The organism is Flammeovirga pectinis (assembly GCF_003970675.1).
In the GTDB taxonomy this organism is placed as follows: domain Bacteria; phylum Bacteroidota; class Bacteroidia; order Cytophagales; family Flammeovirgaceae; genus Flammeovirga; species Flammeovirga pectinis.
This window is the reverse complement of record NZ_CP034562.1, coordinates 1,223,805-1,246,304: the sequence shown is the minus strand read 5'-3', so window position 1 is coordinate 1,246,304 and position 22,500 is coordinate 1,223,805. Positions and strand designations below refer to the sequence as shown.

Here is a 22,500-nt window from a genome sequence, read left to right as displayed (position 1 = left end):
CTTGATGTCCTACTTGAATTGTTCTCCAAGGTGTTTTTGAAGGTGCAGATGTTCTTACTTTATCACCATTTGCCCAAGGTACTAATGCAGACTCGTAGCTGAATTTCCCATCTTCTCTCATTTTTAAAGTCATCCCTGCATAATCTGTCAAGGCTGCTTCATGAATACTGATATAATGATTGTTCGCCGTTTTAAACGTTACTGGAGTTGCTACCCAAGTTGCAGAATCTATCGTTGTATGGTTGTACAGTTTTTCATAGGTATCATAATCTGCCCAAATCCACCAAGCTTCATGGTTGTTAGAGAAATTAAATTGAGATTTCTCATCCATAATCACAAAATCTGATAGATTTTCTTGTTTAGGAAACTCATAACGAAAAGCCATACCATTATTAAAGATTCTGAAAATGATATTTAGCTTTCTTTTTAAACCATCTTTTTCCTGCAAGGATACGGTTAATTCATTATGATGATCAACCACTTTTTTGTTCTCCCCCAAGGTTGTTCCCAAGTTTGGTTTAAGGTATTTCTTAATTCTCCAATTACCTCAAAATTACTTGATAAAGGTTCTTGTCCTTTGATATCAAATCCTAAATAAGATTGTTCTATGATAGACTCCCCTGCCCAAGTTAATTTATACCAAGGTTTACCTTCTTTGTCTAAATCAAATTCTAAAGTTAATGTCTCATCCGGAGATGTTGATGTTAAATAAGTTGGTGTACATGAAAACATGCACATGCTAAAAATTATAGCAATACTTAGGTTTATATAGTTTTTCATACTCTAATATTATTGTAATTCTACAAAAACTGGAAGGTGATCTGAAGGGAATTTATGATCTCTTGCTTCCGTAATATGTGCATATCTAACTACTTTAAAGTAGCCGTGCACCATTATATAATCTATCTGATCTATTAAATCGCTGTTGTAATCAAATGCTTGGAAAGTCCCCGTAGGTCCTAACGGAGCTAATAGAGACAAAGGTCTCGTATCTTGGAAAACACCTTGTAACTCTAGTACTGCAGCAGAAGTTGGAATACTGTTTAAATCTCCCATTAAAACAACAGGAACTTTACCATTCTCTGCCATTTCTTGTGCTTTTTTACTAATCAACTTAGACGACTGAACTCTAGCTTCAGCCCCCATATGGTCGTAATGTGTGTTCATTACAACAAGTGTTCTTTTAGATGCTTTGTGCTTTAATTTTACCCAAGTACAAACTCTTGGTAAAGCAGCATCCCACCCTTTACTTGGTTTTTCTGGTGTTTCTGATAGCCAAAATGTACCAGAATCAATTAATTTAAATTTATGGGTATTAAAGAAAATAGAAGAAAATTCTCCACCTTCTTTCCCATCATCTCTACCTACACCAATGGCAGTCATTTCTGGTAAACTCTTCTTTAAATCATTTAACTGACCTAAAAGAACTTCTTGTGTACCTAGTATATCTACTTTATTAAATTTTATAACATCAGCAACCCAATCTTTACGGTTTGGCCATGCATTTTCTCCATCATTAGGCGTATTCATCCTAATGTTGAAACTCATCATGTTAATGCTTTTATCTTGTGCTTGTGTAATAATTGATCCTCCTAATAATAGGAATAGTAAGATTATAGTATTTTTCATCTGCTACTTTAAAAGAGTATTGCCACATTCTGAATTGTTAAGTTCTAACAGAAATATGTAATACAGTAATTTATTGAATATTGATAACAAATTTATCTTTTTTTATCAATCCTGAAGATGATAAAAGTCTTCAAAAACACATTAATACAGGTAGTTTTCAGCTAGTAAGTAAATAAAAAAGCACTCTAACTTATCATTTGATTAAATACGCTAGAGTACTCTTTATCAAAAAATTATATTTTCTTTAAAGCATTCCAATGTGGTGCTTTCATTCCTCCTAAATCAAAAATTGCAAAACCCTTTGCTCCTCCTTTTTTAGACAGTTTAATGGCTTCTACAACATCCTCTTCATTAGGTAAAGCTGGAGTATACAAACCTGTAAATAATGGCTCTTTATACTTTTGTTTTAGATCTTTCACTCCTTGTTCTACGGCAAACTTAATCCACTCTGTTGGTTCTTCATAAAAGCTATTATAAACCATTGGGAATACCATATCTAGTTTAAAGTCGTCCCATGATTGACGACAAATTTTTCGTGCTAGTTCTGGGTAAGGAAAAACAGCTGCTGACAACATTTTACCTTCCTTATGCACAGCATCGTAGATTCTATCCACAAGGTGCGTTACTGCATCGTATCTAAATTGCCTCCATTCTTCTGATGCTGTTGGGTCTTTTACTTCGTAAATATCTGTCCCTGTTTCATGTAAAAACTTGTCTCTACACGTTTGGCAATAACAGAAATCCCACTCTGGATATTCTTTATCTTGAACAATACCATAAAGCGGTTGTAAAGACGATGCTAAAATTACATCAGAGAAACGTACATAATCTAAATGCACTCCTTTTACTCCATCAATTTTTGCTAACTCAACAGCTTGTTTAATAATGTGTTCTTGTACTGGTTCTTGAGACGGGCAAACCCATTGGTAATAATCTACGTAAGGGTGATATTCTGAACAAGATCTACCATCACCACTTATAGTATACCATTCTGGATGTTTTTTAGCTTCCTCGTCGCCATTTCTATTTAGCGTCCACATCCAAGCATGCATTTCTATATCTCTTGCTTTTAAAAGTGGGTACATTCTCTCGAAAGTAGCTTTATTCCCTCCTAATAGCACACCTTGAATATCTATTTCTTTTAGCTGATCTAATTTTTCTTCCCATTTCGCATCCGTCCAATCGTCGTGAGCATGTAACCACATCCAACGTTTTGGTAATTTTGTTGATTTGCCAAATAAAGGAAGTCCAACCATCATTCCTGTAGCGGCTAGACCAGATATTTTTAAAAATTCTCTTTTGTCCATTATATATAATTTTATGCGTGTTTTTATTTATTTAATTGAGATTACATCTGATGAACTATCATGACGTACCACGTAAATTTTATCTTCTTGTGGTACTGTTAAAACAACCTCAAAACCACCTGCTACTTGATTTAGCTCAGGTTGTAGTTCTTCGGAATTATATTTCATGATTGTTTTCCAACCGAGTTCATCAAAAGTTTTGGCATAGACTCTGTGTTCATACCAATATTTTTTCTGTAATCTATAAATATCAAAAAGCTGACGATGTAAACGTTCTCCTTCTGTTTCAGAGACATCAATCTTCTTTTTATTACCTACTTTATTTTCAGTAAATTGAATGTAACCCCATTGTTCTGGCATGTGCATGGCAATTTCTCCTTGTGCAGACCATACCCAATTGTATTCAGCGGCTGGCTTACCTGTATCTGGGTCTATATGTTTTACATACTTACCGTTTTCAACATCTAAATCCCAATTCACTCTAGAAAAATTAATTCTCCACCTTTTGCCTTCTTTAGGATAAATTAAAGTAGGTTTTTCTTGCCCGATAACTTTCCAAGGAAAAGCAATTTCTAAAGTCCATTTCTCATCTACATCAGACGGATCGTTTAAAGTACCGTACATTTTAACTGCAGATTTTAAACCATCTATATGCCAAGAGTTCATGTAAGAACCACCATCTCTATACGGTTTTGTCATTATTAAATCCCATACAGTGTTTAACAAGTTCATTTCAAACTCATAATACATTTGCGATGATGGATTAGGATTAATAAATACCTCAAAGTCGTTATCATGATAAATCACAGCATCTCTCTCTGTAATTGTACTCCACAAATTAGGTTCGTGAAGTTCTGCTGAAATATATAAATACTCATCATCCCAAAGCATTTTAGCTCTTGTTTTGTATTTTGGTAAAGGTTTTTTATCTCCTTCTATATCCACAAATAAGTCAGTCCATTCGGCTTTTTGCCAATCTTTTTCGTCTATAATACCGTCAACATTAATTGGTTTAGTTGATTTATAGCACAGGTAACTTTCTGGCGTAGGGTATTCTTGCCCATAAGATGGACTAAAAAAAGTTAAGATAAATAATGTTGATAGTAATCTCATTCTGTAAAAGTATAATAGTACAAAGCGTAACTTCTGATGTAGTAGATACCTCAAGAAATTACGCCTTACTTTTTATTTTAATAACTCAGGGTGTTGCTGATAAACTTTATACACTAGCTCTCCAAAGAGTGTATTTGTCCAAGCAAACCAAGAACGTGTATATTTTTTAGGATCATCTTTATGGAAAGATTCGTGCATAAAACCAGTATCTGCATGTGTTGCTTTTAACTGATCTAAACACCATTTCATTTCTTCAGGATCCTGAGAAGTTAAGCCTTTCTGAATGATGGACATTGGCCACACATAATCAAGACCAACGTGAGGGCCACCAATTCCTTCAAATTTACCTTTAAAGAAGTAAGGATTACTTTCACTCCAAACAAACTTACGCGTAGCTTGGTAAAGAGGATCATTTACATCCATACAATCTAAATAAGGCATTGATAATAAACTCGGTACATTGGCATCGTCCATAAAATACTGATTACCATAACCGTCTACCTCAAAAGGTAAAATCTCTCCAAAATCTAAATGCTCTTTTACTGCATACTTTTTAAGAGCAGCTTTTACCTCTTCCGCTAAAGCGATACACTCGTCTGCAAAGGCATTGTCTTTTACAACGTTTGCGTAGATATCTGCCAACTGCATTAAAGAAGCAACTGCAAAATAATTTGATGGGATTAAAAATGGAAGTAAAGTAGAATCATCAGAAGGTCTGAATGATGAAACAATCAAACCGCATGTTTTCATAGAAGCACCAGCTCCCCAATTGGCCATTGTATCCTCATACTTTTGAGTTACTCTTGAAAATGTATAAGGTCCTACTCCATCTTTTCTTTGTTGCTCTTTAAAAGTTTTGACAATTAACCTTGTCGATTTCTGCCAAGTTTCATCAAAAATAGATGCATCTCCTGTTTTTTTCCAATACCCATTTGCTAAACGAACAGCATAACATAGAGAATCAATTTCCCATTTACGCTCGTGCGTTCCTGGTTTCATGTCTGTAATATCCGTTTTTGCCCATTTAGATTTTACTGTCGGGTCTTTCTCAAATGCATTTGCATAAGGATCTAATAAAACACAAGCTGCCTGACGGTTAACCAAACCTTTTATCATCAACTTTAAATCGTCATCATCGTTTGCCAAAGGTAAATAAGGCCAAACTTGAGCAGTTGAATCTCTTAGCCACATTGCAGGAATATCTCCAGTTATTACAAATGTATCTGGTCTATCACCATTCATTGTAAATTCTACTGTGGTATCTAAAGTATTTGGATAACAGTTTACAAACATCCAACGTAACTCATCGTCGCCAATTTTTTTGGCCACTTGTTTAATTACTTTTTCTACTGCTTTAGATGTAAACTTGCGTTCTCCAACGGCAGGTCGGTACGATGTAAATTTATCTTTTAATAAGTCTGAAGCTAATGTACTTCCTCCGGCCATTGTTAGACCAGAAGCAAATACGCCTGTTGTTTTAATAAAATCTCTGCGTTGCATTTTAGTATATGATAAGGGGTAGTTATTTTAAATTATTTAGGCACTTAACAGTTAGTACTTTCTTTAGTTCGGTAGCTGTCAACTCTGTACGTGTTACTGTTATGTATTTCTCCATTTTTGTAGGTAAATGGAAATAATTATCAGAAAAATGAGCTACTGCATCTCCTTCGATAGTTAAGGCTACACTCTCTGTAAATACATCAGATGATAATTTTATAAAAAGCTGACCATCTTCTTCTATAACATCTGTACTAATTGTGGCTTGTGGTAATTGCTGATCTTTAGGTTTAACAAAGAATGCATAATTATGCGCATCATTACGCCCAGATTCTTCCACAGAACGTAAAATCATATACATTCCTTTTCTTTCTTTTAAAGTAGATTTTCGGCCTAAAATTTCTGTAAGTGATGTTTCTAATACAACTTTACTTTCGTTACCTCTAATTTCTATTGGGTAGCGTTTTGTTGCTAAAGTCTCTCCTTTAAAAGTTCTCCACTCTACTTCTAAAGTTGATTTTCTTGGCGACCATTCATCGTTTACTAACCACACTTTTAGTTGTTCTCCTTCTATATCTGAGGATAATATTTGAGGTCTAAACGCTCTTTCTACAGCATAATGTAATGCTTTCCACTCTCCATAATAATCAATTGACGACCACGAAGCGGCAGGCCAACAATCGTCTAATTGCCAATACAAAGTACCCATGCAATACGGCATTCTACGTCTGTGTGTCTCAAACCCTTGACGCATTCCGTCTGCCTGTAACAACATACCAACGTACACAAAATCTTCAAAATTAGAAGGTACTTTAAAGTCACGTTCCATATACACCTTAATCAGTCCGTTACCTGTATAACTTTTCTGATGCGTGTTCATTACATCCGTTTCTAAACCCCAATCTTCTTCAATTGTAAACTTCTTTATTGCTTTAAAAGATGGGAACGCTTGGAAGCCATACTCACTCATAAAACGAGGTACGTATTCTTTAAAACTTTCGAATGGATATTTGCCATGCCATACACCCCAAAAGTGATTATCTCCTTTTGAGAAATCTTCTAACTTACCCCAATTTGATATTGGAGATGATGGAAAGTAGAAACGTCCTTTATCATAAGTATTGACCATTTCTGGTAGTACTTCTTTAAATAACCTATTGTAATCTGCTACTAATTGGTCTTGTACTTCTTTGCTCCAACCGTAAGAATCTTGCCATCCCCAATTGTCCCATGCAACGCCAACCTCATTATTACCACACCAAAGTGCAATAGAAGGTCGGTTTCTTAAACGCTTAATATTGTATTCTGCTTCTGCTTTTACCTTCTTAACAAAATCTTTATCACCTGGGTAAAGTGTACAAGCAAACATAAAATCTTGCCATACCAGAAGTCCTTTTTCATCACACTGATCATAGAAATAGTCACTTTCGTAAATTCCTCCACCCCAAATACGCACCATGTTCATGTGCACACTTGTCATACTTTCAATCATCCAATCGTAACGCTCTTTGGTTACAGATGGCAAGAAACTATCTTGTGGAATATAGTTTACTCCTTTCATAAAAACAGGCTGACCATTTACTTTTATAAAGAAACTTTCTCCCAAGCTATCTGGCTCATTAATAAGTTCTACAGTTCTTAAACCAATCTTCTCTATTTTCTGATCAACAATTTCTTCTTCGACCATTAAATCAGTTGAAATTGCATACCTACGCTGCTCTCCTAAACCATTTGGCCACCATCTTTCGGGTTGATCAATTGTAGCTTGAAGTGTAATGGTATTTTTCCCTTTTTCTAATGTGATTTCTTTTTTCTGAGAGGAGAAAGTATGTTCATCAGCTTTTAATCTGATTTTAGCAGTAGTTTTTTGATCAGAATAAACCTCAACCGTAGCTGTTAATTCTGCCTTCTGATCTGTAAGAGAAACTTGCTGTATATAAACATCTTCAATTTTTGCCGTTTTCCACACCATTAAATTGATGTCTCTCCAAATACCTGATGTTACAAAACGAGGGCCCCAATCCCAACCAAATGAGTAGGGTGCTTTACGAGAATAAATACTAAATTTTTCTGCTCTAGCATCGTTATCTGCAGGGTATTCATAACCAGCCTTGTCTCTTAAAGGCTTTGTCATTTTTATAGGCGAGTGGAAATAAACTTCTAACGTATTTCCTTTCTCTTTTAAAAGTGATGTTACTTCTTCATCATAGCCCACAAACATATTATCAGAAGACAATATTTGTTGGCCATTTAATGTAACATCAGCATAAGTATCTAATCCATTAAACTGTAAAGAAAATCTATTTTTTTCTACTACAGAAACAGGAGCATCGAAGGTAGTTTTATACACCCAATCCTCCTCTTCGATCCATTGTAAGTCTTTTTCATTCTGACGATAAAATGGATCTTCAATAAGTTTATTAGCAAATAAGTCGGTATGTACCACTCCCGGTACAGTAGCTGGGTACCATTGTTTTTTGGAAGCCTGTTTAAACTCCCAATTATTATTTATTGGAAATAGTTTTTTGGCGTTAGATGTATCCATCCAATCTTCTGTACAACCTACTGTTAATACAGAAAATAATACGAGAATTAAATTCTTAAAATTGATAGTCTTCATACTTTTGATAATCGTGCGTTCTTTCACCCAAATTCGAATAATAAAAACCACCTGTCAAGTATTTTCGACAGATGGTATTTATCGCTTAATTCAATTCACCAAATAAGTAGGCAGATACAAACCAGAAATTTTGATGGTCTCCCTCTAATTTCTGAGCAGTAGGCATACTTACTGTTATTTTGTGTTTTCCTGTAACCTTGTCCATAGGAACTATTACAGGAGGAACATCTGAACCAGGACACCAATTTGATCTAGAATAATCTGATGATGCAATTGGCTCTTCTACTTCTTTCTTTTCGTATTTTCCTTTTTTGAAATCAATGTAAGCCACTTCTCTTTTCTCTAACCAAACACCTGATGTTGGGTTAAATCTTCTGAAAGAAGCACAGTCTGTTCTCCAAGGAACAAATTGATAAAAAGGAGTATCGTCTAACTTGATAATATTTTCAGTTTCAACAAACTCATCACCCCCACTATGTCCACCATGACCGGTAGTAATATAGGCTAAGTTTACGTTTTTAGCATTTGTAGGTATTGTAACTTCTGTTCCTACATCTGCACGTTGAAATTTATCACAACCTCTTTGCGGAGGAATATATCTTACAGAATTTAGAACTGGAGTTACCCAACGTTTTTTTGCAGGTGCATATGCATTTTCTGATTCATCAAAACGTATTTTTACATCTACGTTATATCCTTCTTTTGTCCAAGTATCAATGTGAACACCAACATATACTTCACCTTCTAAAAGAGGTAATAATTGTGTAATATCTTGTTTCCACATTGCTTTTTTAGCCCACCCATCAATATAAACAGGCATACGGTTAGGGTATTTTGCTGTATCTCTATCAGAATAGAAACCTACACCAAATGGAGTCATGAAACGCATTAATTCTGTTGCTGGTGTAAATTCACCTTCAGCAACCATACCAGGGTAATTATCTGTTGTTTCAGCATCTTCTGTATGCTCTAAAGTGTAAACACCTTTAGCAACACTCAATAAATTTGCTCCTGTTGTTGGCATTATGAAAACTGAACCCGACTTATCCCAACGGTCTCCTGCAGAAGTTTCTTCTACAACAATGGTTACTTTAGTATCTCTTTCAAATTTAGGAATAGAGATCTTACGTAACATGATTCTACCAGACTCAATATAAAATGGTTCTGAATCACTTTCTTTAATACCATCTTTAGTTAATTCTGGATCAAAATATAAGTGCTCATTATCAAAAACATGATACACTTTATCTCCAATTGCTGGAATTTCTTTTGGTCCACAACTTACTGCTAATACTGTTAGTGAGAGTAAGTACACTATGTGCTTTTTCATGATAAGTTAATCGTTTTATATTTTATTTTTGAGAGATTCTACTGTGTCTTGACACGTTATTGAACGACTGTACTCAGAACCTGAACTTTCTTTGCTCATTGCTACTCCATCGTTTTGGAATGTCATTTGGCTGCTTACAATTTTAGAAGCCGACGAGTGCACTGCTGATACACCAGATTTTAAAATAATTTCTTTAACATTCACCGGTAAAACTCCACTTCCTGCCATTATTTCAATTCTGCCATCTGCTTGCTCTACAAGTGCCTTTAGTTCTTCAACACCTTCTAAAGCAGTCATTTTTGCTCCAGAAGTTAATACTCTATCCACTCCTAAATCAATAAGGTCTTCTAGTGCTTCTTTCATGTCTCTTGTCATATCAAAAGCTCTATGAAATGTAACTCCCATAGGTTTGGCTGTATCCACAAGAACTTTACAACGTTCTTTATCAATTCTAGCATCTGAAGTTAAAGCGCCAATCACTACCCCATTCATACCAACACGTTTTGCCGTTTTGATATCCTGAAGCATTTCTGCAAATTCTAAGTCTGTAAAAAAGAAGTCTCCTCCTCTTGGTCTGATAATAGGATAAATATCAATTTGAACGTTTTCTCTTGCTGTCATCATCATCCCTTCACTTGGCGATGTTCCACCTTCTAAACGTCCTCCACACAACTCTACTCTATCTGCCCCACCTTTTTCTGCGTTAATTGCAGAATCAACAGTGTAAGAGCAAATTTCTAATGTCGTTTTCATCGTTAATCAATTAAAGGGAGAGTAAGAATCGACTCTCCCAATGTTATTTTCTTCTTAAATCGTATTTGAAGGAGGAGGTGTATTTACCCCCAACTCTTTATTAGGTTTATCAGACATTTCGAAGGTTAATGTACCACCAGTCATAATTTCTTTATGTGTGATATATAACCTGTCTAGTGCCTTTCCATTTAAAGTAACTGACTTAATGTAAATGTTCTTCTTACTTACATTTTTTGCCTCTACTTTAAACACTTTTCCATTTGATGTATTTATCTCAGCTTGTTCAAATATCGGGCTACCAAAAGCGTAAATTCCTTGCGCTGGATTAACCGGATAGAAGCCAAGGCTACTAAATACATACCAAGCAGACATCTGTCCACAGTCCTCATTTCCAGAAATACCTTCTGGGGTGTTATCGTACTGAGTTTCTAATATCTCTCTTACTTTTTCTTGTGTTTTCCAAGGAGCTCCCGCATAATCATATAAATACGCTATGTGATGACTTGGTTCATTTCCGTGAGCATATTGTCCAATTAAACCTGAGATATCTGGGGAAACATTATCTCCTGTTAATTCAGAAGATGCCGTAAACAACTCATCTAATTTTGCTACAAACGCTTCTTTTGATGGGAATAAATCAATTAACCCTTGTACATCTTGTAATACAAACCAACTATGTTGATACGCATTACCTTCTGTATAATCTGTATTTTCTCTGTGGTTTGCTTCAGCAGGATCAAATGGCAATCTAAATTTACCGTTTGTTAAGCGCCCACGCATAAATTCTGTTTCTTTATCAAAAAGAGGTTTATATCCTTCTGATCTTTTCATGTATTGTTGGTATGCTTTTTCGTTACCAATATGCTTTGCTACTTGAGCAATACACCAGTCATCATAAGCATATTCTAATGTCTTTGTTACAGATTCTCCCCCTTTATCAGAAGGAATAAAACCATATTTCTTATACACTTTTAAGTCCCTAGCATCTTGTAAAGAAGTTGCTTGCATTGCCTCAAAAACTCTATTAGCATCTATACCTTTAATGTTCTTTAAAACGGCATCTGCTAACACAGGCATTGCATGGTATCCTGTCATACAGTTTGTTTCGTTACCAGCTAAAGACCATACAGGAAGTACACCAGTCTCATCGTAATGTGCTAACATTGTATTAATAAAATCAGCATTTCTTTTTTGCGATTCTATAATTGTAGACAATGGATGAACAGCTCTAAATGTATCCCAAAGAGAGAAAGTACTGTAATACGTAAATCCTTCTGCTTTATGAATTTTATGATCTGCACCTTTATATTCACCTAATGCATCTGAATGTGTTACTGGTGCAATTTTAGAATGATACAATGCTGTATAGAAGATTTCTCGCGCTTTTGCATCAGTAGTCGTCACTTTAATTTGTTCCAATGCTTTTTCCCAAATAGTTGATGCAGCCTGACGTTTTAAATCAAATGAATAACCTTTAGCTTCTTGCTCTAGTGCAACATGAGCACCTTCTACTGATACAGAAGAAATACCCATTGCTGCTGTTACTTGATTTTGATTATCAACTCCATCAAAAACAACTTGTGCAATTAAACGATTTCCACTTTTTTCAATTTTAATATCTTTAATATCTCTTGAGAAATTCATCTCAAAATAAACTCTTTGGTCTTCCGCCCATCCTTTAGATAGTCGTTTACCAATAATTGTATTTTTTCCTTTTTCTGAAAGTGCCGTTTCCGTTACGCCATCCCAGTTTGTAGCATATCCTAAATTAATAATCATAGAAGGCGCTTTAGCATTAGCAGGGTAAGTCCATCTATGAAAACCAACACGTAAACCTGTTGTCATTTCTGCTCTAATACCGCTATTTTCTAATGTTACGGCATAATAACCAGGGTGTGCTACCTCTGTAGAATGAGTATATTTTTCTGTATATGGTAATTTAGCTCTATCGTTTTCTTTCGGATCTAAGGTATGTTCTTTATCTGTTGGTAAGATAATTAGATCGTTAAGATCGCCAATACCAGTACCACTTAAATGTAAATGGCCAAAACCTACTAATAGTGAATCTGAGATATGATAACCTGAAACCCAGTCCCAACCACTAACACCATTTACCGGGCTACATTGTACACCCCCATAAGGTAAAGTTGCTCCCGGAAAAGTATGACCATGTTCACCTGTTCCAATAAATGGATCAACATAATCGACTAATTTCTTTGTTTCTGCCTCTTGGGGCATTTCTGTCTGACAACTTAACAATGATGATCCCATTGCTAATACAGCCAAACTTTTTTTAATGTAATTGATTGTTGACACGGTTAATAAATTTAAGTAAGGTTCCTTGTAGATTAATAGTATAATAAGTGTTTCATCTACGACAAAAATAATAAATATCACTCACATTCACGCAAACAAACACGCATAAACACGCATTTATTCTGATAACTTTTGTAAATAAGAACAAACAAATTCCTAAATATGCTTATTTACAGTCTTTCTATAAATGAAACAAGAAAATACACTGATGTTTAAATGCAAAAAAGCCACCAGTCAAATTAATGAAAGGTGGCTTTTGATTTATCTATTTCTAATGTTCAAAAGGAACTGTTCTTTCTTCTGAAAGGAAATAATCTATATTTGCTTCAGAAGTTTTTACAGTTCTAGCAACTTGAACTACAGAATATTGTTGATCTGTTTTCTTAACAATATAATACTTAGTCTCAGCTTCTGGAATACTTGATGAACCCATTTCGCTCTTCATTCCATAAAGCTCTTCAGTCACTTGATAGACAACTTGTTTTTCAGCACTACTGCTATATGCAGTATCCCTTAAAACTATATACTCATCTTCAGATATTTCAACCATTACCCCTGTTGAATTTGAAGTTGGTGTAACAATGCCGATCGAATCTTTATTAATATAACCAGAATATTCAATTCCTGCATTAAGATCTAAATTTGCATTATCACTTTGACCAGGGCCTGAATATAAAAGAGTATTTGTCTGAGAAGCTAATCTACTGTATTCAGCAATTTCGAGTTTAATTGTACTTTCATTACCTCTTTCATCTACAACCTTACCTAATAATAAAGAAACATCACTTAAAGTAGTTAATAAGGAATCAATCTTTGTTCCTATAACTGGAAGGTTAGTAGTTGTGGTATCTTGGTTAATATCAACTACTGCTATTTCAAAAGATGTGATTTTTTGATTAGCAACTGTTCTCAACTTTAATACTTCATTTACTGTAAGACTGTATTTACCTGTGAGTGTATCTCCATTTGCATTAAAGAACAAGATTTCTGGTTGATCTGCTGCAACATTTACAATAAAACTTACAACAGCTTTAGAAGGTCTAGCATCTGACGTATCTTGTTTAACAAAAGTTTCAAAAGATAAATCACCTGCAGACTGAATATTCATTAAACTTGAAGGAATAGTCATTACATATTCTTTTGCTCCAGCAACTTTTGTATAATCTACATTAAAAGCTGAATGCAAAAGTTTTTCATCTGCAGTTGTTGGTTCCATTGCAAAATCAACTTTTACAGGAGCAACTTCTCTAATAACATTACCATCATTTAGTAAAAGACTCTTTGTCGATAACACTAAATTATTAATTCCTGAACTAGGTGCTCGGTATATTATTGTAAAATCTTTAAAAGATCCTTGCGTACCCGAAAAACCATTTTCTACTCTAGTACTATCAGTTGAACTGATTGTTGATGAGGTAGTATCTATAGGAGTGTTAACATCTTCATCTTTACAAGAAAAAGAAATAATTAACAACAATATAAAATATAATATATTTGACTTTTTCATTCTAATAATCAGTTTATTATTTAGCACTATACCACTGTTTAACTGCAATGAAGTTTGTAGAGACCCCAACGTTTACAGCAGATCTTTGTCTCTGGATCGCAGCTTCAGTATTTGTAGGGCTAACAGTTAATTCTCTATTTGGATATGGGAAACGAGATGGTCTAATACCATTTGTTACACCAAATGAATGTAATTCCGTATTTTCAGAACCATTTTGAGCTTCTCCAGGGTTTAAAATTGGATCATTAGCAAATGCAGGTAACTGATAAGTCTTATCACTTTGAGCTAATTGATATTTCACAATTGATGGTAAATGTGTTCTATTCCAATTTGCAAAAGATTCATAACCATTTCCAATTAATGCTACCCAATTTTCATACGCTACCACGTCTAATTTATCGTCTGTAGAAGCCGCACCTTGATAAGCTGAAACTGCATTATTTACATAAGTAGTCATGGCTGCATCATGAGAATAAGAAGCATCATTTTGACGTTTATATAATTCCTCATATTTAGTTTCTACGTCTTTTCCAGGAAAAGGTATTGCATCATATTTTGTTAATGCTAATTCAACAGCATTCTTGTATGCAGTTTCTGCATTTCCAACGCCATACCCTCTTAAACTTGCTTCTGCAAGCATAAATTGAATTTCATCTGCACCAATTACGATAGAAGGAGAAAGTCTGTTAAATGTTGCTGGACTTACTGCAGCCATTGTAGCAAATTCACCTTTCCCTTTAAAATCAGGATAATTATCATTTTGACCTAACCAATAAGCAGATTGTATCACTTTACCCTGTGATTGATTGTAATAAATACCTCTATTACCATCTCCTCTATCACCTAGTCTTACCCCTCTATAAGAAGCATTTACAAATGTACCTTCACCTCCTGATGATAAGAATGGATTAAAGTTAGTATACTGCGTTGTATCTCCCATTGCTGCAATTACCCCACCTTCATACGTTAAGTGATGCGTAATTCTAAATAATCTAGGATCTTTCTTAGCCTGCATTTGTTGTAAAGCCAACTCTGACATATAAGCATAAGATGCTCCACCAACTTGACCTTCAATTGCAATACCAGTACCATTAATATGTTGACCCCAAGGCCCTCCTTCACTTACATGAGCAACATAAACTGCATCATTCCATGTTTCGATATATCCACCAGTACCGTTAAATCCTTCCTTAAAAATTCTAGCACCTTCAGTTGCATCACCTTCAGACATCATTAAACCAATTTTCATTAGTAATGAATTACAAAGCTTAGCGTACTTTGCAGCACCTGCAATACCTGAAGAATACAAATCATAAGTAAAGATATAAGTATCTTTATCTGCTAAAATGATATCTCTTGCCTCATTCAACTCTTTTGCCATATCAACTAAGATATCTTTCTGAGGATCTAATTGAGGGTAGTAGTTTAATTCTGTGTATCCTTTACCTGCTTCAAAATAAGGGATATCACCATACATTTGAGTTGCTCTAAGTAGATTTACTACTCGTACAATTCTCATTTGAGCAATTTTAGGAGCAGAATTTTCTTCATTCTCTAAACGAGTCATCACGTCAGTAATATTTTTTATAATATCACCAAAGATCAAATCCCATGTTGGACTTGTGAACCCATCAGATGTTCCAAATCCACCAGCAGTACTGTATAAGTTTGCTGTGTTTTGAGCGTAAGGACCAGACATAATCAAGTTCCCTCTCCAACCTTCATGTCCAGAAGCATACATTTTCAATTGTGAAAATGTAAATAAGTGCTTTACATCAAGATCATTACTTGTCCAAGGATTTTGATTCATCTCCTCGAACTTATTTGTACAACCCATTAGAGTAGCAGCCGCAACTGATGCTCCAATTAATATCTTTTTTAAATTCATTGTAGTCAATATTAGAAGTTAGCGTTTAATTTGAAACCGTAAGTTCTTGGTATCGTTAAGTTAGAAACTTCAATACCTTGTCCGTTACCAGAAGTGAAAGAAGATTCAGGATCAACATTGTCCGTATTCTTCCATAAATAACCTAGGTTAAACGCATTTGCTGATAGAGATAAATTTCTGATTGGTGTCTTACCAATAATTTTATTCGAGAATCTATATGTTAAGCTTACTTCTCTTAATTTAATAAATGAAGCATCATAGATAAATTGTTCTGCAATACCAGAAACAGCTCCATAATATTGCTCAGGGTCTATATTGCCAGTGTATGGCGATCCATCTGCTGTAACAAAATTACCAGGGTTCCAGAATCCTGTATTACCTTCTGAATAATATTCTTCTCTACCAACTAAAGTTTCAGAATGTTTACCCAATGAATACATACTAGCCTCGGTAGAAGAATAGATATCTCCACCCCACTTACTATCAATTAAGAAAGAGAATGTAACATTTTTATAATTAAATGTATTTCTCAAACCTGCCATCCAAGGTTGAACACCATTTCCTATTTCATGCACACCATCCATTTTTTGAGGACGTCCACCTTCATCAACAACAATTTTACCTGTTGCTTCATTACGTAAATATTTAGAACCTACAATCACACCGTAAGCTTCACCTGGTCTTGCTTGAACTGATACTCCATTAATAGACATCAACTGGAAAGATTCTACTCCTTCAGTTAATGAGACTACCTTATTATCATTATAAGCAGTGTTGAATGTTATATCCCAAGAGAAATTATCTGTCTTAATCGGGTTGTAATTTAACATAATTTCAACACCTGAGTTATCAATTTGACCTGCATTAATTAATGCTGATTCAAAGCCTGACCCTTTAGAAATATCAACTCCTAAAATCTGATCAACAGCAGATGATTTATAGTATGCTACATCAATACCAAATTTATTTTCAAAGAATCTTAAGTCTAAACCAATTTCATAAGAAGTTTGAATTGAAGGTTTTAAGACTCTGTTAGGAATTTGATTTCCTTCAACACCACCAATATTAATTCCGTTATGGTTATTACCATCAAGGTTATATTGTAATGCTAATAAATAAGGGTCTGTATCACTACCTACCTGAGCTAAGTTTGCTCTTAACTTACCAAATGATAACCAGTCTGGAGTATCCCAATCCATATCAGAGAACACCCAAGATGCACTTACTGAAGGATAGAAGAATGAGTTGTTTGCAATTGGTAATGTAGAAGACCAGTCATTTCTTGCTGAAACATCTAAGAATAAATACCCTTTATAACCAACTGAAGCAGTAGCATATACAGAAGCAATTGCTTTTTCGTAAGAACTATAAGATAAAAATCTATCTGCTCCAGCTTGAGGATTTTGAAAATCTGGAGAATTAAATCCACTAGAACCCGTATCTGAATAATCTCTTCTATTATTCATATATGAACCACCTAAGTTACCAGTGATATCAAAATCACCAAATTGCTTGTGGTACATCAATAAGAAATCAAAGTTATTCTCACGCTCAATATTTGATCTTTGATACGCTCTTCCTTGTTCATAGAAAGGAGTATACAAAGGCTGTAGTACATCTTGCTTAAAGCTATTAAAATCTGTACCAGCTCTACCCATTAATTTTAAGTAATCGGTAAATTCATATGTTAAGCTCGCCATCCCTATTAAACGATCTAACTGATCTTGGTTAACAACTTCATACATTGTCCAATAAGGGTTAGACTCTTTATCATTATAACCTCTTGGGCGACCTGTAACAGGATCTTTATAATCTTTCAACCAATTTTGATCAATGGTAGTAGGTAAAGAAAGCATATTCGCCATATAGTTATTCACACTATTACCCATTTCCATACGGTTGTATGCTTTTTGATTAATGTAAGATACTCTTGTATCTAATTTCAACTTATCATTGACCATTTTAGTTGTACCACGTAAATTGAAAGTATTACGTTTGTATGTACTGTTATCAACCATTCCTTTGTTATCCATATTTGAATAAGAGAAACGCACTGTTGATTTATCTGTACTACCTGTTAATGCAACGTTTGTATTCCAAGTCTGACCTGTGTTAAAGAAAGATCTATAGTTATCGTATCCAGATACTACTCTTTCTTTCCCGTCATAATAATCCTTAGATTTTTGTCCAGTAATTTTTGGACCCCACATAGATGTTTGGTTTTTAGGATTAGAAGGTGCTAAACCTAAAGTACCTTGAGCATATTGCATTTGATCATTTGGCGTAATACCAACAGCATCAAATGTAACACCTGTATTAAAGTCTATCCCTAAAGATTTCCCTTTAGTACCACTTTTTGTTGTAATTAATACAACACCATTTATTGCTCTAGAACCATATAAGGCTGTTGCTGAACCACCTTTTAATACCGACATAGATTCGATATCGTCTGGGTTGATTGAAGATAAACCGTCACCTGTGTTTACATCTCCGGAATCTGAAGAATCACCTGCATCTTTTAAAGTACTGTTTGAGATCGGAACACCATCTATTACATATAACGGTTGATTATTACCTGATAAATTTGCATTACCACGAATAACTACACGAGAACCAGAACCAGCACCACCGCCTACTGGTGCTACTTGAACACCTGCAACTTTACCAGATAAAGAGTTCATTACATTTGATGAAGAACCAGCTGATCCTAAATCTTCTGAAGAAACTTCTTGCATTGCATAACCTAAAGAACGCTCTGAACGCTCAATACCTAATGCTGTAACTACTACTTCTTCAAGTTCTTCTGCATCGATATCTAATTTTACAGTGATATTTGACGCATTGGTCATTGTAACATCCTTAGAGGTATATCCAATAAAAGAGAATACCAATGCATTTTGATCTGATGTTAAAGAAATGGAGAATTTACCATCTAAATCTGTAACAGTACCACTAGCAGTACCTTTAATTACAACGTTGACGCCTGGAAGAGGTGAATCATCCGTCACGTCTTTTACAGTACCCGTAACTACTCGGTCTTGAGCATACGCGTTACTGAGCATCAAAAAGATGCTACATAACAGTAATAAATGTTTTTTCATGTTGATAAAATGAATAGAAATTAGATAAATTTAGCTAAAATTTCAATAATGATATCTTGTACCTTATGTGTTATTTATTTCAGAAATCAATTATTAAAATCTTAGTAGATTATATTAAAAATGAATAGATAAATATTATTTATAAGTATGAATAGAATATGTAAATCGTGGTAGGGAAAGAATAAATATCAGATGAATAAATGAAGGATTTATAAAATGTCTAAACCTTCTTGCTTAAAACCTTGAACAACACCATCACTAGCATTGAGCTCTGTTATAAGCATATGAATTTTATTTATTGGTATCCCTAAAAATGGCTGAGAAGTCATCAATTTGTCTGAAGTAGCAACAGACACAACTTTTAACGCTGCATTACTCATTGCACTTTTCACTTCAACTTCTTCTCTATCAATATCTGTAATTCCTCGCTTTAAGTCAATACTTCTTGTACCCATAAAGCAAAGGTCTGCTCTTATTTCACTAAGCTCTTTCATTACTGAATTTCCAACAGTAACTAAAGCATTTGGCAACATTTTACCTCCTAAAAAGTATACATCAACAAATCTGTATGGTGCAAGGCTTGTTGCAACTGGTAAACAGTTTGTTATAATTGTTGCTTTTAAATCTTTTGGTAGTCTTTTCGTAATTTCAAGATTAGTAGTTCCGCCATCAATCAAGATAACCATATCATCTTTAATTAAAGAAATAGCCTTATCAGCAATTACTTCTTTATTGGCTTTACTGTATACTTCTCTATCTTCGTAGCTAAATGGAATATAAGACGAAACATCTTCCATTCCTCCACTTATATTATTCTGATTTTTAACGGCTCCTCCATGTACTCTACGGATTGTACCTAAATCAGATAATTCTCTTAAATCTCTTCTAATAGTATCTTCTGAAACATTTAAAGAAGTGCTCAATTCAGAAGAAAGAACTTTATTATTTTTTCTTATTTCATCTAAAATAAATTGCTGTCTCTCTTCCTTTAACATCTTGCACTAAATTTAAATAAACAAATATGATTAAGTGTTTTGACTACACCACAAACATACATGAACACGCATAAACGTGCAAATAATAGTTCATTTATTTTAATAAATAAATGCAAACAAGCACAAATGATTGATAACAAAGAGTGAAATCATGCAATAAAAGCACTGTTTTATACAAAAAAAGGCATTTACCCATGGGTAAACACCTTTTATATCTTTAAAAACCTAAAACAGGCTTTTCTTAAATTAACATTACTTTATACAGTTATTGCCGAAGTATTCGCTTCTAAATAACTTTTTACTTGCTCCATTAACCACATTGGAGTTGAAGTTGCACCAGAAATACCTACTTTATCATTAGGATTAATCCAATCTAGATTAATTTCTTGTTCATTTTCAACAAAATAACTTCTAGGATTATTTTTAAGACAAACATTATAAAGTGCTTTACCATTAGATGACTTTTTCCCGCTAACAAAAATAATTACATCCATCTCGCCCGAGAATTTCACCATCTGTGGTTCACGATTAGAAACCTGACGACAAATACTATCATTGGCGTTGAATAATTCTTTATGAGCATCTTCGCCATGTTCAGCATCTACACGCTTTTCTATTTCAGCCTTCAACTCATAAAAGCCTTTAGTACTTTTCGTAGTTTGACTGAATAAAGTAATAGGTCTTTTAAAGTCAACTTTCTCTAAGTCTTCAATGGATGATACAATAATACAGTTATCTCCAGTCTGACCTGTTAACCCAATTACTTCAGCATGTCCTGGTTTTCCGTAAATTATTAACTGTCCTTCCTTTGCATCAGTTTTATCGTAGGCATTCTTTACTCTGTTTTGTAATTTTAATACTACAGGGCAAGAAGCATCAATAAGCTCTATATTATTTTCAATTGCTGTTTTATAAGTTGCCGGCGGTTCCCCATGAGCACGAATTAAAACTTTACAATTGTATAGATTCTCCAATTGTTCACGATCAATTATTACAAGTCCTTTATCACGCAAACGCTTAACTTCCATGCTATTATGAACAATATCACCTAGGCAATATAACTTACCAGACTCATCCATTTCTTCTTCTGCCATTTGAATGGCAAACTCAACACCAAAGCAATATCCCGATTTTTGATCAATCGATACTTCCATAATAAATATTCAAGTTTGACTAATAATGCACAAAATTAATGCTTTTCTCTTATTTAAGAGATTTATTTGCAGTATGATCTGCAATTTCTTCAATTTTATGAAGATCACCTCTATTCACTTCTTTTAAATCATAAGATGCAGGCTGTAATACTTCTACTAAGTAGTCCATTGCTTTTTCTGGAAAAGCTGTAGAACCACAAGTATAGAAATCTACCGAAACAAAATTATGTTCAGGCCATGTATGTATAGCAAAATGGCTTTCCTGTATTACTACTACTCCAGATACACCATGAGGTGAAAAATGATGAAATACAGATTGTACTATAGTTGCATTTGCTTTCACAGCTGCCTCTTCCATAAGTACTTTTACATCTTCAGGATTATTTAAAGCGACATGATTACATGAATACAATTCGCCTAAAAGTTGTTTCCCTAAGAAAATTTCTTCTCCTTTATAAAAACTCATTTGTCAATTTATCTATAAGTCATTTTGTATGCGTCAGTTTCTTTTTCTTTGTCTATTAATAGTTTCTAGTTGTAAACATCAAGAAACCAATTTAACTAACAGTAATTTTAATGACAAAGAAAACTTTCTTGGTAACACAGAGCAAAATATTAATATTATAATATCCAATGATTTAAGACAAAGTATGTATTGGAAATCAATTACTGATTTACCTGATTCATCATTTGTAGAATTAAACAAACTTGATAGTTTATTTGTTTTGGATATTCGTTATGCTACTTCTAATAATTTCACAAAAACGGTATTGTATTCTTGCACTAAAGCGATGTTACGTAAAGTTGTCGCCTTACAATTAGTAAAAGTACAACAAGAACTGATAAAAAAAGGATTTAAAATTAAATTATTTGATTGTTACCGTCCTTTAAGTGTTCAATGGAAGATGTGGAACGTGTATCCAGATAGAAGATATGTTGCTGATCCGAGAGTAGGATCTTGGCATAACAAGGGTTTAGCAGTTGACCTAACCCTCTGTGATTTAAATGGAAAACAAATAGAAATGGGTACTCCTTATGATTTTTTTGGCAAAGAAGCATGGCCTACTTATAAAGATTTACCTCAGCAAATTTTAAAACACAGAGATCTGCTTGCAAAAGTTATGTGGAAACATGGTTTTAGACCCACTTCTACAGAATGGTGGCATTACTCTTACAGACACGCTACATTTCCAATTTCTAACACTCCTTTTAATTGTAATGATTTTTAAAAAAGTTTAATTTATCCAAATAAGGTACTGCTAATTAATTAATTAGTAATTTTTTACCTAC

15 protein-coding genes and 1 pseudogene are annotated in these 22,500 nt (G+C 34.1%); 1 reads left to right on the top strand and 15 read right to left on the bottom strand.

What is annotated here, in order from left to right; genetic code table 11:
- Window positions 1–13 precede the first annotated feature (13 nt).
- The 15 genes and pseudogenes from EI427_RS26310 to speD all read right to left on the bottom strand — a co-directional run.
- Window positions 14–732: pseudogene (locus EI427_RS26310) on the bottom strand (glycoside hydrolase family 97 N-terminal domain-containing protein); the annotation flags it as partial.
- A gap of 57 nt (window positions 733–789) precedes the next feature.
- Window positions 790–1,629, bottom strand: coding sequence for an endonuclease/exonuclease/phosphatase family protein (locus EI427_RS05065; RefSeq protein ID WP_126612295.1), 840 nt, complete (start codon window positions 1,627–1,629; stop codon window positions 790–792).
- Between the two features lie 233 nt (window positions 1,630–1,862).
- On the bottom strand, window positions 1,863–2,936 hold the full coding sequence (locus EI427_RS05060; protein WP_126612293.1) for a putative glycoside hydrolase: 1,074 nt from the start codon (window positions 2,934–2,936) through the stop codon (window positions 1,863–1,865).
- 27 nt (window positions 2,937–2,963) lie between these two features.
- Window positions 2,964–4,049, bottom strand: coding sequence for a carbohydrate-binding family 9-like protein (locus EI427_RS05055; RefSeq protein ID WP_126612291.1), 1,086 nt, complete (start codon window positions 4,047–4,049; stop codon window positions 2,964–2,966).
- A gap of 72 nt (window positions 4,050–4,121) precedes the next feature.
- Window positions 4,122–5,549 (bottom strand): glycoside hydrolase family 125 protein, encoded by a 1,428-nt coding sequence (locus EI427_RS05050; RefSeq protein WP_126612289.1) that lies wholly within the window; start codon window positions 5,547–5,549, stop codon window positions 4,122–4,124.
- 22 nt (window positions 5,550–5,571) lie between these two features.
- Window positions 5,572–8,166 carry a beta-mannosidase gene (locus EI427_RS05045; protein ID WP_126612287.1) on the bottom strand — a complete coding sequence of 865 codons (2,595 nt, stop codon included), beginning with the start codon at window positions 8,164–8,166 and terminating at the stop codon, window positions 5,572–5,574.
- An 85-nt stretch (window positions 8,167–8,251) separates the two neighbouring features.
- On the bottom strand, window positions 8,252–9,496 hold the full coding sequence (locus EI427_RS05040) for a PNGase F N-terminal domain-containing protein (protein WP_126612285.1): 1,245 nt from the start codon (window positions 9,494–9,496) through the stop codon (window positions 8,252–8,254).
- A gap of 15 nt (window positions 9,497–9,511) precedes the next feature.
- Window positions 9,512–10,249, bottom strand: a complete 738-nt coding sequence (locus tag EI427_RS05035) for a copper homeostasis protein CutC (RefSeq protein ID WP_126612283.1) — start codon at window positions 10,247–10,249, stop codon at window positions 9,512–9,514.
- A gap of 54 nt (window positions 10,250–10,303) precedes the next feature.
- On the bottom strand, window positions 10,304–12,565 hold the full coding sequence (locus tag EI427_RS05030; protein ID WP_205727900.1) for a GH92 family glycosyl hydrolase: 2,262 nt from the start codon (window positions 12,563–12,565) through the stop codon (window positions 10,304–10,306).
- A 271-nt stretch (window positions 12,566–12,836) separates the two neighbouring features.
- Window positions 12,837–14,072, bottom strand: a complete 1,236-nt coding sequence (locus EI427_RS05025; RefSeq protein ID WP_126612281.1) for a hypothetical protein — start codon at window positions 14,070–14,072, stop codon at window positions 12,837–12,839.
- Window positions 14,073–14,088: 16 nt separating this feature from the next.
- Window positions 14,089–15,960: a SusD/RagB family nutrient-binding outer membrane lipoprotein gene (locus tag EI427_RS05020; protein WP_126612279.1), complete on the bottom strand. Its 1,872-nt coding sequence runs from the start codon at window positions 15,958–15,960 to the stop codon at window positions 14,089–14,091.
- A gap of 11 nt (window positions 15,961–15,971) precedes the next feature.
- Window positions 15,972–19,061, bottom strand: coding sequence for a SusC/RagA family TonB-linked outer membrane protein (locus tag EI427_RS05015; protein ID WP_126612277.1), 3,090 nt, complete (start codon window positions 19,059–19,061; stop codon window positions 15,972–15,974).
- A 209-nt stretch (window positions 19,062–19,270) separates the two neighbouring features.
- Window positions 19,271–20,056, bottom strand: a complete 786-nt coding sequence (locus EI427_RS05010; RefSeq protein WP_126612271.1) for a DeoR/GlpR family DNA-binding transcription regulator — start codon at window positions 20,054–20,056, stop codon at window positions 19,271–19,273.
- A gap of 257 nt (window positions 20,057–20,313) precedes the next feature.
- Window positions 20,314–21,210: a 4-hydroxy-3-methylbut-2-enyl diphosphate reductase gene (locus EI427_RS05005; protein ID WP_126612269.1), complete on the bottom strand. Its 897-nt coding sequence runs from the start codon at window positions 21,208–21,210 to the stop codon at window positions 20,314–20,316.
- A gap of 49 nt (window positions 21,211–21,259) precedes the next feature.
- Window positions 21,260–21,676, bottom strand: a complete 417-nt coding sequence (gene speD / locus EI427_RS05000; RefSeq protein ID WP_126612267.1) for an adenosylmethionine decarboxylase — start codon at window positions 21,674–21,676, stop codon at window positions 21,260–21,262.
- Window positions 21,677–21,704: 28 nt separating this feature from the next.
- Between speD and EI427_RS04995 the strand changes: the two genes are divergently transcribed.
- Window positions 21,705–22,439, top strand: coding sequence for a M15 family metallopeptidase (locus EI427_RS04995; RefSeq protein ID WP_126612265.1), 735 nt, complete (start codon window positions 21,705–21,707; stop codon window positions 22,437–22,439).
- Window positions 22,440–22,500 lie beyond the last annotated feature (61 nt).